This is a genomic window from Pseudoalteromonas ruthenica (genome assembly GCF_008808095.1).
Lineage (GTDB): Bacteria > Pseudomonadota > Gammaproteobacteria > Enterobacterales > Alteromonadaceae > Pseudoalteromonas > Pseudoalteromonas ruthenica.
Window position 1 is genome coordinate 705,880 of the sequence record NZ_CP023396.1, and the last position, 13,454, is coordinate 719,333.

Here is a 13,454-nt window from a genome sequence, read left to right on the forward strand (position 1 = left end):
GTATCAACTTATGTATATATTTACAGTGCGACCATTTTAGAGTGTGGCTGCATATGACTCAAGTGACAATTCACTTATGTTGTGATGCTTGGGCAAGACATAGAAAACAACGCGCTGTATTTACTCACTTCTATAGGTATTCGGTTGGCTCCAATAGCAGGGTTTATCCTTTCCGCGCAAACACGGCAACTGAGCGATGGTATCAGTCATGTCTTTTGGCTGGCCACAGACAACGGCCCAGTTAAAGCACAATCTGTCGCTGAGTCTGCGGTATTTTTCGTTGCCCAATCGCAGCAGCAGCGAGTGATAAAATTACTCCAAGCCGCTAACTTACCTTGTGATATACGCACAGTAACGCTGCACTCTTTTGCCGGTAAACCCATGGCAGGGTGTTATTTCACGCACTTGAATCAGTTTTATGCGGCGCGAGAACAGCTTAAAGAGCAAGGAATTACGTTATACGAGGATGATATCCGCGCGCACGAGCGCTTCTTAATGGAGCGATTTATTCGCGGCGGCGTTTGGGTAGACGGCACCTCCAGTGCTAATGGCTCCTTAGTCCAAGCGCGGTTTAAAAGCCATCCCCACTACCGGCCCACTTTGCGGGTTTTATCGCTGGATATTGAATGCAGTGGCGATGGGGTGCTTTACAGTGTTGGCTTGGTAAGTGAACGGTTTAAAAAGGTGCTGATGGTTGGGCGTAGCACCGAAGAGCGCTCGTGGCTTGAGTATGTTGAGGATGAGGCCGCTTTGCTCGTGCGGTTACAAGAGCACATACACCATATAGACCCTGATGTGATCGTTGGTTGGAATGTGGTCGACTTTGACTTTCAGCTGCTGTGCTATCGCGCTCAACAATTGGGTATTCGTCTTAATTTAGGACGCAATAACGAGGCGGTTGTGTGGCGCGGAGGAAAAGTCGCTAAGCTTATAGTTCCCGGGCGCGCTGTACTTGATGGCATTGATATGCTTAAAAACGCCACATATTACTACCCCAGCTTTGCCCTTGATAATGTTGCCCACGAAATCCTTGGCGAGCGAAAGCTTATCGAAAACAAAGACAAAGTTTCCGAGATTTCCCGGCTTTTCAACGAAGATAAACTGCAACTTGCTGAATATAACTTAAAAGACTGTGAGCTTGTATTAGCCATCTTTGCTCGTCTTGAATTGGTCGACTTTGCTATTGTGCGGACCCAGCTTACAGGGCTGCCATTAGAACGGCTAGGAGGGTCGGTGGCGGCGTTCACCAACCTTTATTTGCCATTGTTACATCGCAGTGGTTATGTGGCTCCTAATTTAGGCGATCATGGATTAACCTTCGACAGCCCAGGCGGTTATGTGATGGACTCGGTGCCCGGTCTTTATCAAAATGTTGCAGTTCTTGACTTTAAAAGCCTTTATCCGAGTATTATTCGTACCTTTTGTATCGATCCCATGGGCTTAATAGAGGGGCTCAATGCTCCTGATGACGCAATTGTTGGGTATCATGAGGCATTTTTTTCTCGCAGCAAACATCATCTTCCTGATTTGGTTGCCAGCCTCGCACAGGCCCGTCAAGAGGCCAAAAAGCGCCGCGACCCTCATCTTCAGCAGGCTATCAAAATTATCATGAGCAGCCTATACGGCGTGCTTGGCTCAAAAGGCTGTCGCTTTTATGACCCAAGACTAGCCAGCTCGATTACCCTGCGCGGGCACGATATTATGCAAACAACGCGACAGTGGCTGATTGAATATGGCGTAGATGTGATCTACGGCGATACCGACTCTACCTTTATCGCACTACCCGAAGAGCTTAGTGACGAACAAAGCCATACGTTAGCCAAAGAGTTAGTGACAAAAATTAACAACCGTTGGCGACAAACACTTGAACAAAGCTATGGAATACCTAGTTATTTGGAGCTTGAATACGAAAGCCTATATCGACCTTTTTTTATGCCCAAGGCAAGGCATAAAGACGTGGGAACGAAGAAACGTTACACCGGTTTATTGGTCCAGAAGCGCCGCGAGCTCGTTTTTAAAGGCATGGAGTCGGTGCGTAGCGATTGGACGCCACTGGCGAGAAAGTTTCAAGGTGAACTGTTTCAAGGATTATTCACTGGTGCAAATCTGCAACATATCATTGATAATTATGTTAACACTTTACAGAAAGGGGATAACGCTCAGCTCTTAACTTATGCCAAACGCTTAGGCAAAAACCCTGATGAATACACCAAAGCAACTCCCCCTCATGTGAAAGCTGCACGAAATAGTACTCAAAGTTACGCTAAAGGTGATTGGGTTGAGTACGTTATAACAGTTGATGGTCCTCGCTGCACCCCTAGCTGTAGGCCACTGGACTTGGCACATTACCTCGAAAAACAGCTAAAACCCATCATCGATGACATTGCTGATGTGTGCGATGTATCGCTTCACTGCCCCCTAGATAGTCAATTCACATTAATTTAATCTAAAAACCCCTTTATTTACAAAGGAGTCTATATTGTCCTTCTTTTTTACCTAAGTGCTGAGCTTTTAAGTTTGTTTAGTGATCAATTGTTATAGATATAGTTGTTTTGTTAATTTGGTGTTGACCGGTAATTCCATAATTGTTTATTATCACAATCAAAGTGCATTAATTAGTGCATTTAATTACAAGCGGTTAACAGCCGCGATAAAAACAATCACGTCTACAAGTGATCCAGGGAGAATCTAATGTTAAATAGCAAAATCGCAAAATCAGTGCGTTTAGCACTTGCTTTTGGTGCTGCTTCAACAGCAGGCATTTCGGCAAATGCCATCGCTGCTGAAGAGGGTGCTGATGATGTTGAGCGTATCGAAGTAACCGGTTCGCGTATCAAGCGTACTGATCTTGAAACAGCTACTCCAGTACAAGTAACCTCTGCAGAAGATATCGCTATGTCGGGCTTTACCCGCGTCGAAGATATCATGAATAACCTACCGCAAATCGAGGCGTCACAAACTGCATTCCAATCAAATGGTGCAACCGGTACGGCAACACTTGACCTTCGCGGTATGGGTGCTCAGCGTACGCTAGTACTTATCAACGGTCGTCGTGCACAGGCTGGTGGTATTTACACGCAATCGGCTGATATTAACCAAATTCCAGCTGCGCTAATTAAACGCGTTGAAGTAATGACCGGTGGTGGTTCAACAACTTATGGTGCCGATGCGGTAGCGGGTGTTGTTAACTTCGTAATGAATGATGACTTCGAAGGCTTCCAAGTTGATATTGGTGGCTCTGCGTACCAACACGATAATGACAATGAGTACATCCAAGGCTTGATGGATGAGCGTGACTTCGAATATCCAAGCGGTAGCGACGGTTTTGATGGCGCGGCGTTTGACTTCAGTGCAACACTTGGCGGCACCTTTGATGGTGGTAAAGGTCATGCAGTTGGTTACGTAACCTACACCAAGCAAAACGAGTTACGTCAAGGTGCGCGTGACTACTCATCATGTGCATTGAACGCTGCAGGTACTGCATGTGGTGGTTCTGGTAACGCGGTTATTCCTAACTTCTACGTATCACTTCCAACCGAAACCGGTGGTGTAGACTTCGGCGAAGATATGTATGAGTACTGGACACTTACTCCAGACAGTGGCTTCACCGATTCAGTAGGCAATGTGTATAACTATGCACCAATTAACCACTTTATGCGTCCAGATGAGCGTCATACATTTGGTTTATTTGCTAACTATGAAATTAATGAACACTTCAACCCTTATGTTGAAACTATGTTCATGCGTGACCGCACTACAGCGCAAATCGCGGAATCAGGCACCTTCTTCGATACCAGTTATGTAATGGATTTCGATAGCCCACTTATCTCTGATGCACAACGTGAAGCGCTAGCAGAACGTTTCGGTATCGGCTCTGGTGATCAGTTTGCAACCTACATTGGTAAGCGTAACGTTGAAGGCGGTCCTCGTTCAGATAAGCTTGAGCACAACTCATTCCGTATGGTATTAGGTACGCGTGGTGAGCTGAGCGACCTTTGGACGTATGATGTGACTGCTCAATACGGCTCAACGTCGTCGTCGTCAGCATATATTAACGACTTCTTTGGTCCACGTATTACCACAGCGCTTTCAGCGAATGGTGAAAGCTGTGCCGACAGCGATGGTTGTATTCCGTACGAAGTATTCACCTACGAGGGTGTAACTTCAGAAGCGGCAGGAGCGCTTACGGGTACGGCTATCTTGAACGGTGTTACAGAGCAAATCATCCTAGGTGGTTTCGTCTCAGGTGAATTCGATTACACGCTACCGAGCTCTGATTACCCAATCGCAGCGGTATTTGGTGCAGAGTATCGTGAAGAAAACTTTGAACGTACAGCGGATGAAGTATACGCGCAAGGCCTTCTTTTAGGTCAAGGTGGTACAACTAAGAGCTTGGAAGGTAGTTACGATGTAACTGAATTCTACACAGAGGTAAGCCTACCGATTGTAGAGGGTAAAACAGGCTTCGAAAACTTCACCCTTGATTTAGCCTATCGTTGGTCAGATTACAGCACCTCAGGTTCAGAGCCTACTTATAAAGCAGCCATTAACTGGGATGTAACGTCTGATTGGAAAATCCGTGCAAGCTATAACCGTGCGGTACGTGCTGCAAACAACGGCGAGCTATTCGCACAGCAAAGCTCTGGCTTATGGCCAGGTGTAGATCCATGTGCCGGTGCAAACCCTGAGCTCACTGCAGCACAGTGTGCGAACACAGGCGTATCTGCTTCTCAATATGGTAGCGTAGGTAAGAGCCCTGCTGATCAGTATAATGGTTTCTTCGGTGGTAACCCTGACTTGAAACCTGAAATCGCTGATACCATTACCTTAGGTCTAGTGGCTGAGCCAATTGAAGGGCTTAACTTCTCACTCGACTACTGGGATATTGAACTTGAAGACGCGATCGGCAATATCGATCCTGAAATCATTGTTCGTCAGTGTGGTATCACTGGAGACCCAGTATTATGTGATGACGTTCAACGTACACCAGGAAGCGGTAGCCTGTGGATTGGTGACGGTCAAGTAGTAGCGACAGATATCAACTTGGGTCAATTGCATTGGGAAGGTATCGACCTTTCTGCAAACTATGACTTTGAGGTTGCAGGTGGTACGCTTTCAACTAACTTAATTGGCTCATATTTCATGACCAAAGAGTTCGATAACCTTCCGGGTATTACTGAGTCTTATGACTGTGTGGGCACGCTTAACAATGGTTGTTTCGCGCAGCCTGAGTGGCGTCATGTGTTCACTATGAACTATGACACTGGTAGCTTCTGGCGTGCCACATTGAAATGGCGTTACTACGGTGAAGTCAGTGACTACACCGGCGATGATACGCTTGTTCAAGATGGCATCAGCTCACAAAGTTACTTAGACCTTAAAGGTAGCTTCACTATCAATGATTACACCAACGTATTAGTGGGTGTTAACAACATCATGGATAAAGAACCACCATTGGTAGGCGGTTCGCTTTCTACCAACGGTAACGCGATTGCTGGTTTCTACGACACATTAGGTCGTTATTTCCACGCAAACGTAACATTCAAGTTCTAAACTTGTTTAATCCCTGAAAAAGCGAGCCTCGGCTCGCTTTTTTTGTTGCTAAATTTTAATATTAATAATCCTATCTTATGGTTTTTGGAGGCCGCTTGACTAGCTTGCAACATGCCGCAGCGCTATTAAAAGAAGACAATAAAGAGCAAGCCATTACTCTGCTCCAAGAGTTAGCTAAGAAAACCGATACAAAAGAGCCTGCGCTTCGCCAATTACTGCGCTTAGCCTTAGCAGAGCAGCGCTGGGAGGAAGCCAAAAACTATGTAGTGTGTTTACAGCAATTAAACCCGAGTAGTCGCGAGTATCGTCAAGTTATTACTGATATCGGTGAGCATTTAGAAGACTTTACTTTTATTTGCGCTGGATATGAGCGTTATTTGCAGTGTCATGACACCGACGACACAGCACATTTCAATTGCGGGTATTATGCCCGCAAAGCAACGCGCCCAGAAATAGCGATAACGCACTTTGAGCGAGCCTTAGAGCTCGGCATTGAAGACCCTCATGAGGTGCACCTCAATTTGGCATTGGTGTACTCTGAGCTGTTACTCGACCCAGAAACCGCGCAACAGTGGCTAGGTAAAGCTCTGGAGCTAAAACCAGATTATGTTGATGCTCTCTTTAACCTCGCTGCGATTAAAGAGTTTGCCGGAGACAAATGCGCTGCAAAGCAATTGTTTGAGCAGGTACTGACCATTGACGCGCAGCACCCATTGGCACTGTCGCGCCTTGCTGACCTTGAGCAGTTCAATACTGAGTCGGCGCACAATTATGTGACTCGATGCCAAGATGTGATGACTAAAATGCCCGCGCAACTAAGGTGTGATTTACATTATAGTTGTGGCAAAGCGCTCGATGATGCGAAGCTATATAAACAGGCGTGGAGGCATTACTCTCAAGCTAACTCTCTCAATAAGCAATCTCTTGCACCATTCAATGTTGCTTCACTAGAGCGCATTGAACAAAGTATTTTCGCCCGCGCCGAACATGTATCTCAGCTAGCCGCGCAAGACTCGCCATCAGTCCAGCCAATCATCATTTGTGGTATGTTCCGCTCGGGTTCGACCTTATTAGAACAAATATTAGGTGCTAGCAGCTATATTCAGGCTGGTGGTGAGTTGAAGTTTGTACATCGCCAGCTTTTTGAGCTCACCAACAAACCAATCCAATTGCTAAATAAAGCAGGGACGCCGGGTTTCGCTCATGCGTATGATGACTTGTTAGTGAGTGTGGCGAAAGGGCACGATTGGGTTACTGATAAGCGGCCCGAAAATTACCTCTATATAGACATATTAAAGCAGCTCTACCCCGGCTTAAAAGTGATATGGACGCAACGTGATATAAGAGATAACGCGCTTTCGGCTTATTTTCAGCGCTTGGGGCCGAGCCTTAACTATGCAACTGACCTTGATAACATTCGCCATATGTATGAACATCAACAGCGCCTCAAAGCGCACTGGCATCAGCAGTACGGCAATGACATTATGACTGTCGAGTATGAACAACTAGTAGCGCAGCCGGAGCAAGTGCTCACGACATTGTTTTCGCAGCTAGGTATCCAGTATGACGGTGAGGCAGAGCGCTTTCATAATCAGCGCTCACATGTCAGAACTGCAAGCGTATGGCAAGTTAGAAAGCCTTTGTATAGCTCATCCGTCGGCCGTTTTAAGCACTATAAAGAGGCGATTTTAGCGCAGCGCGCGTTCCCTTATTTCAGTGAACTGCTGTGAGCCGGTTCAAGCGGTTGGCATAATGTCCGTGGGCAAGGTGATACGCGGTTGTTCGCTGGTGATAGGGTAGGTGCCATGCCACAGATAGCTTGGGAAAATAATAATTTGCCCCGGCTGAGGGCAAATGAGTTTATCTATCTGCTCTCGCTCACCTAAATCCAAACAGGTTTCTCCAAGGCGCAGCCACCCACTTCGTGTGGGATCATCCTTATGCATTGACTGCGGTACTTGAATATAAGCAGGGGCTGAAATCCATCCAGAGGGATGGATATGGTTGCGATGATAACCGCCTTTTCCAAGCTGTACCGACCAACTGCCATTGACTTTAAACTGGCCATAGTTGCGTCTATAAAGGGGGTGTGAACGATCGGTTGGTAGAGATGCTAAATATTCGGTAATGGCTAGGTTCAATGCCCATTTGTATTCTTTTATGAGCACATGATTAGAAAACAGCAAGTTACCTGAAGTTTGTGTGCCTAATTCAACGCTTTGATCTAATGGTTGCTTGGTCACTTTACGGTGCTTGGCTGTTAACAGCGCTGAGAGTTCAGATAAGAAGTCCGACAATTGAGAAAAGCGAGCAGGCGTAGGTAAAGACTTAACCTTAACCGTGTGCTCGTAGTCGCACAGCCACTGCCATCGCTCATCGCCCTTCAAGCGCCATACTGTGCTTAAATAAGCCCATAGCTCTTGATTGTCTGGGGCGTAATCTAGCGCTTGTTTTATGAGTGTTTCGGCAGCGTGATAATGACTCAGCTCAAGTTCGCAGTTCGCCAAGTCAATTTGGTAACGTGTGACGCTGGGGCATAAATTGGCCGCTTCTCGGAACAAGGAGTAGGCCTGCTCAGCATTACCCTGTTTATCTAAAATTAGAGCTTGTGCATGCACAAACCGAGGGTCGCCATTGAATTTTACGAGGCCTTGGGCACATAGCTGCTGAGCTTCATCTATATGGCCTATGCGTATTAGTTGTTCGATGGCGGACAACACTAAATCTGGGTGCCAGTCATAATGATGCAGTGTCTGTTTATAACTGCTCATATAGTGTTGTGCTTGCTCGGTGTGCCAGTAAAGCTTATTTAAACTTTCGTGTGCGGGAATATAATTCGGAGCCAAGCTAAGGGTGTGAAGTAATGCTTGCTGCGCGCTACGATAATCACCGAGTTCGTAAGCGCAACATCCAACCACATAGCTCAACTCGGGCAATTTTGGCTGCTGTTTTTGTAAGTCGATAAACAGCGCTTTGGCTTTTTCAGTTTCACCTACATCACGGTATAGGCAAGCTAATTTATATTGCAAATGAAAGTTATTGTGGTGTTGGTTTAGTAGCTGATGAAGCAACTCACTGGCCTCCAGGTAATGCCCAGAGGCAAGCTCATAGTCCACATCCAGCAAGTGCCAATGTATCGCCTGCTCCGCAGAGCGTTTACTCTGTAGTAGTAAGGATTTGGCTTCGCGTAGCCGTAAGGTTCGTATTAGCGCGTCGATATAGAGTAAATTCGCGGCTTCATTGCGTTTTGAATTAGCCAATGTGGCAATACATTCACAAAAGCTTTGTCGTTTAAATTGCAACTTAGCGAGCTCAAATTGGGCCCCTAAATTTGCAGGTTCAATACGCAAAAGTTCTTGGAGGACGCGTTCAGCATCAGCACATTGATTCAAGCAAATCAAATTAGCTGCTTTGAGCAATAAATCCTGTGAGCTAAGTTCAGCGGCCTTCTCTAAGGCATTTAGTGAATGAGAAAACTGACCTTTTTGATAAAGTGCGAACGCGATTTGATAATGTTTCATTACAGCATTGAAAAGTTAGCTTTACTTTATAGTAACATTTCAATGCTGCATTTGAATGTTAGTTTTCCGACTTTTCCTTTTTCTCTTTATCGATGTCTTTGATTTCCACAGAGCCGGCTGCTATTTCCTGCTTTTCTCTTATCTTACGCAGAATTTCTGCCTGCTCAGGAGTAAAGCGACCAAAGTCTGCTGTGCGCGTTTGCATAGTTTGTGACACCACGCCTACGTTTTGCGCACCTAAACCACCATCCGCGCCCGCCATACCCGCAGCTTGTCCACCAGAACCATTGACAACAGCATCAAGCATACCAGCTTGATTGCTTGCGACGCCGCCGCCAATCTGGCGGCCCGAACCGGTTAAGTCGGCGAGTGTGTAATCTTCAATTTCAATCTCAACTTTTTCAACGTTACGTAGGTCATATTCGAATTGGCCTTTAGCATAAATAGCAATATGGCGTTTCAAGTCATCTTGAAGCTGAGGGAAATAAAATGTGGCTTGTCGGTAATACTGCGACACTTCAAGTATTTCATCATCAACTTGAGCGCCGCGATTTGAATTAATGAACTCTTCTGCGCGTTTTTCTAGTTGCTTATATACAGTGGCTCCTTTAAACGCTGCGGGATGAAGGCTGGGGCTGCCAATGTAACCTTGATAGAAGCCATAGATGACATTCGGCTTTTCTGAGAAATTGGGATACACAATACGTTGCTGGATGTCATTGAGTGAAAGTGGGTGGCCCGCAACGGTAATGAGTTTAGCGTCAAGGAGCCCTTCATCTTCAATTTCATCATCTAATGAGTGTAGCGGATAACGCTTAACCAGCTGCTCTAACAGAGTCATGTTATAAAGATTGAGCCAATAGGCGAGCTGCTCTTTCTTATTAAGCTCACTTAGGGGCATTTCTTGCGGTAAGTTTTCCAGGCTTTCTCTTATTTTAGTGAGTGCGAGCTTTAGATCAGACTTTTTGACTCCTTCGAAATAAAAGCGATTAGCTTCGAGCGCTGTTGCTTTATTACGACCCGATGTCATACGCGTGCCGATAGTTTGCTCGCTTTTCAAGCGCGAGCGATCCGACATTCCCGTGTTAACAACGGTCATCGCTAACAGTTGGTCAATATCATCGTATGCGACTTCAAATTGGGAATTCCATTTGAAACCACCGAAGGCCTGCGCCAATGTTTGCTCCTGATCTTGCTGTGCCAAGCTTGGAGCACTGCATACAAATATAAGCACGGTGGTGAGCACAGTGGTGAATCTAAACATAAAAGGTCCTTGTTGTTTCTTGTTATATAGTTGCCTTATGTTGATTGCGAGCAACACAGAGTAACTAACCTTAACCTACCAAGTAGGTGTGAGACTACTTATAAAAGGTACAAATGGCCGATATAGACTGACTTAGTAAGCAACTTACCGCTAATACCTCACTTACTGTAAAAAAAAGAAATTTAACTTTTCATTTCCAAATTATGTCAATGCCCAGTATAGCGGCTTATAAGTAGAATTGATTTGTTAAAAATATGTTTAAACCAAAAAAGTAAGACGAAATCAAGGAAAATTGCGATAAACATCAAGTTGACAGCACTGGAACCTTTTAGCATTATTGGCAAGTTGGTATCAGTAGAAAGATACCTAGGTTGGTTTGTCACAAGGCAAGCTAATTAAAATTCAAAAAGTAACATTACTTAATTGGTTGGGAACTATGTCTGTTAAAATCAGAAAGAGTCTTGTAGCTTCTGCGTTGGTTGGCGCAGCTGCACTTGCAAGCAACAATGTGATGGCAGATCCGTTGAATGACATCCACAAAGCGGGTGCAACTATCCAAACGGCTGCTAAAAAGTCTCAAACTAAAATCGATAACATCTATGGTCAAACGCAAGAGCTAATCGCTGATTACCGCGCGACTGTTGATGAAACTGAAATCATGAAGGTCTATAACGACCACGTTCAGCGTCTAGTTGATGATCAAAATTCACAAATTGAATCACTAGAGCGTCAGATTGCAGGTATCGACAAAACTAAACAAAACGTTGTGCCTTTGATGTATCGCATGATCGATACGCTTGAGCAATTCATCAAAGCGGACGTTCCGTTTAATACCGAAGATCGCCTAGCTCGCGTTGAAAAACTACGTGAAATCATGAGCAGTGCTTCTGTAACGACTTCAGAGAAGTTCCGTCAGGTACTTGAAGCATACATGGTTGAGAAAGACTACAGCACGACAATGGTTGCTGACCAAGGTAGCCTAAATATCGATGGTCGTGACATCTCTGTAGACTTCGCACGTCTAGGTCGTATTGCCTATGTTGCGCAATCATTCGACCAGAAGAATGCTTGGGTGTGGAACAACAGCACTAAGCAGTGGGAAGCTTTGGGTGAAGAATTCCTAAAGCCTGTTAAAGAGACAATCCGTATGGCCCGTAAACAGGCTGCACCGGATCTTGTTAAACTTCCAATCTTCGGCGCGGAGTAATAGAGAATGAAGAAACTATTTAAAGGTTTTGCTGTTGCAGCAGTACTATCAGTTTCTGCCGGTGCTGCGCTTAACGCTCATGCAAACACAGAAGTACTTGACCAGATCCTTGATCAAGTTAAAAAAGAGCGTATCTCTGAAGGCAAACTAAACAAACAGCGTGAACAAGAGTTCTTGTCTGCACGCGCTGACAAGCAAGCGTTGCTTAACCAAGCAAAACGTGAACTTGCAGCAGAAAAAGCACGTGGCGAGCGTCTACAAAAAGAGTATGCTCAAAACGAAGTAACCCTAGCGGAAAAAGAGCAAGCGCTTGAAAACGCAAAAGGTACACTAGGTGAGATGTTCGGTGTTGTACGTCGTGCAGCGCAAGAAACCATTGGTTCAATCGAAGCGTCACTAGTTAGTGCTGAAAAGCCTGGCCGTGCTGAAATTCTTCGTTCACTAGCGGCAGCGAAAGAGCTACCAACTACACGTGAACTAGAAGAGCTTTGGATTGCCCTACAAACTGAAATGACTGAGTCTGCGAAAGTTTCTTCTTTCGAAGCTGAAGTTTCAGAACTAGACGGTTCAACATCAACCAAGCAAGTAACTCGTATCGGTAACTTTAACCTTATTACTGATGACGGTTATTTAGTTTATTCTGCTGAAAACCAAGCGATTCAACCGCTAGGTCGTCAGCCAGACGGTTTCGTACTTGATTCAGCGAAAGACCTAATCGGTACTTCAGCAGACCAGTACACAGGCTTTTACATTGACCCAACTCGTGGCTCAATCCTGCGTCTGAACACGCAAAAAGCTACACCTGAAGAGCGCTTCCACCAAGGTGAAGAAGTAGGTTACATCATCGCTGTACTACTAGTGATTGGTCTACTTATCGCTGTTGTGCGCCTAATCGACCTAACTATCGTTTCAGGTAAAATCAAGAGTCAGCTTAAGAACACCAGCTCACCTTCAGAAGGTAACCCGCTGGGCCGTATTCTTAAAGTTTACCACGACAACAAAAACCAAGACGTTGAAAACCTTGAGCTTAAACTAGACGAAGCGATTCTACGTGAAACGCCACGTATCGAAGCGGGTATCAACATCATCAAGATCTTAGCTGCTATCGCGCCGCTACTAGGTCTACTTGGTACCGTTGTTGGTATGATCAACACCTTCCAACAAATTACCTTGTTCGGTACAGGTGATCCGAAGATCATGGCTGGTTCAATCTCAATGGCTCTAGTAACTACAGCTCTAGGTCTAATTGCGGCACTACCGCTAATCCTAGTTCACGCTATTGTTGCTGGTCGCAGTAAATCAATCATCCACGTTCTTGATGAGCAAAGCGCCGGTATTATCGCTGCTCACGCGGAGAAGGAGAAAGCCTAATGCTAGTCCTGATGGAGATTTGGGAATCTATCAGGGATTTTGTTGGCACAGGCGGCCAGGTATTATACGTGGTCGCGATAGCACTCTTCCTCATGTGGGTTTTAATGATTGAGCGCTATTGGTTCCTACTCTCTGAGTTCCCGAAAATGAAAAAGGGGATTGTAGCGAAGTGGGACGCCCGCCAGGACACTACGTCTTGGTACGCACACAGAATCCGCGATGCATGGATTTCTGAAGCGTCTGAAAAATTAGATGAGCGCATGTTGTTGATTAAGACATTGGTAGCTGTATGTCCACTTATTGGTCTATTAGGTACTGTAACTGGGATGATCGCGGTTTTCGAAACCATGGCAACTCAGGGCACAGGTAACCCTCGACTAATGGCATCAGGTATTTCAATGGCAACAATCCCAACAATGGCTGGAATGGTTGCGGCACTATCGGGTGTATTCTTTAGTACACGTCTTGAAGCACGTGCAAAAATGGCTAAAGAAAAGCTCGTCGATAGCTTGCCTCATCACTAGAGAGAGATTTGAAT

8 protein-coding genes are annotated in these 13,454 nt (G+C 45.4%); 6 read left to right on the forward strand and 2 right to left on the reverse strand.

Annotated elements, in window-relative coordinates; all coding sequences use genetic code 11:
• The first annotated feature begins 144 nt into the window (after positions 1-144).
• The 3 genes from PRUTH_RS03435 (at position 145) to PRUTH_RS03445 (ending at position 7,283) form a co-directional block, all read left to right on the forward strand.
• Complete coding sequence (locus tag PRUTH_RS03435; protein ID WP_257221014.1) at positions 145-2,445, forward strand: DNA polymerase II; 2,301 nt, start codon at positions 145-147, stop codon at positions 2,443-2,445.
• A 246-nt stretch (positions 2,446-2,691) separates the two neighbouring features.
• Complete coding sequence (locus PRUTH_RS03440) at positions 2,692-5,553, forward strand: TonB-dependent receptor domain-containing protein (protein WP_151172526.1); 2,862 nt, start codon at positions 2,692-2,694, stop codon at positions 5,551-5,553.
• 95 nt (positions 5,554-5,648) lie between these two features.
• A complete protein-coding gene (locus PRUTH_RS03445; protein ID WP_170268873.1) occupies positions 5,649-7,283 on the forward strand; it encodes a tetratricopeptide repeat-containing sulfotransferase family protein in 1,635 nt (544 codons plus the stop codon).
• 6 nt (positions 7,284-7,289) lie between these two features.
• Here PRUTH_RS03445 and PRUTH_RS03450 read toward each other — a convergent pair whose 3' ends face one another.
• Both PRUTH_RS03450 and PRUTH_RS03455 read right to left on the reverse strand, forming a co-directional pair.
• Positions 7,290-9,074 (reverse strand): putative 2OG-Fe(II) oxygenase, encoded by a 1,785-nt coding sequence (locus PRUTH_RS03450; RefSeq protein ID WP_151172528.1) that lies wholly within the window; start codon positions 9,072-9,074, stop codon positions 7,290-7,292.
• Positions 9,075-9,132: 58 nt separating this feature from the next.
• Positions 9,133-10,338 (reverse strand): DUF547 domain-containing protein, encoded by a 1,206-nt coding sequence (locus tag PRUTH_RS03455; protein ID WP_151172529.1) that lies wholly within the window; start codon positions 10,336-10,338, stop codon positions 9,133-9,135.
• Between the two features lie 436 nt (positions 10,339-10,774).
• On the opposite strand from PRUTH_RS03455, the gene PRUTH_RS03460 reads away from it, so the two are divergent.
• The 3 genes from PRUTH_RS03460 to PRUTH_RS03470 are packed head-to-tail and all read left to right on the forward strand — an operon-like array spanning position 10,775 to position 13,440.
• The gene (locus PRUTH_RS03460) at positions 10,775-11,545 is read left to right on the forward strand and encodes a DUF3450 domain-containing protein (RefSeq protein WP_026111376.1); all 771 of its coding nucleotides are present in this window, start codon (positions 10,775-10,777) and stop codon (positions 11,543-11,545) included.
• Between the two features lie 6 nt (positions 11,546-11,551).
• Positions 11,552-12,916, forward strand: coding sequence for a MotA/TolQ/ExbB proton channel family protein (locus PRUTH_RS03465; protein ID WP_022946737.1), 1,365 nt, complete (start codon positions 11,552-11,554; stop codon positions 12,914-12,916).
• Complete coding sequence (locus PRUTH_RS03470; RefSeq protein ID WP_045979764.1) at positions 12,916-13,440, forward strand: MotA/TolQ/ExbB proton channel family protein; 525 nt, start codon at positions 12,916-12,918, stop codon at positions 13,438-13,440. The genes PRUTH_RS03465 and PRUTH_RS03470 overlap by 1 nt, the downstream gene beginning before the upstream one ends.
• Positions 13,441-13,454: the final 14 nt, after the last annotated feature.

Bases quoted from the DNA above. Each gene is read 5' to 3' on its own strand.
- PRUTH_RS03460 (WP_026111376.1), top strand. From the start codon at position 10,775: ATGTCTGTTAAAATCAGAAAGAGTCTTGTAGCTTCTGCGTTGGTTGGC.
- PRUTH_RS03450 (WP_151172528.1), bottom strand. From the start codon at position 9,074: ATGAAACATTATCAAATCGCGTTCGCACTTTATCAAAAAGGTCAGTTT.
- PRUTH_RS03465 (WP_022946737.1), top strand. From the start codon at position 11,552: ATGAAGAAACTATTTAAAGGTTTTGCTGTTGCAGCAGTACTATCAGTT.
- PRUTH_RS03470 (WP_045979764.1), top strand. From the start codon at position 12,916: ATGCTAGTCCTGATGGAGATTTGGGAATCTATCAGGGATTTTGTTGGC.
- PRUTH_RS03455 (WP_151172529.1), bottom strand. From the start codon at position 10,338: ATGTTTAGATTCACCACTGTGCTCACCACCGTGCTTATATTTGTATGC.
- PRUTH_RS03440 (WP_151172526.1), top strand. From the start codon at position 2,692: ATGTTAAATAGCAAAATCGCAAAATCAGTGCGTTTAGCACTTGCTTTT.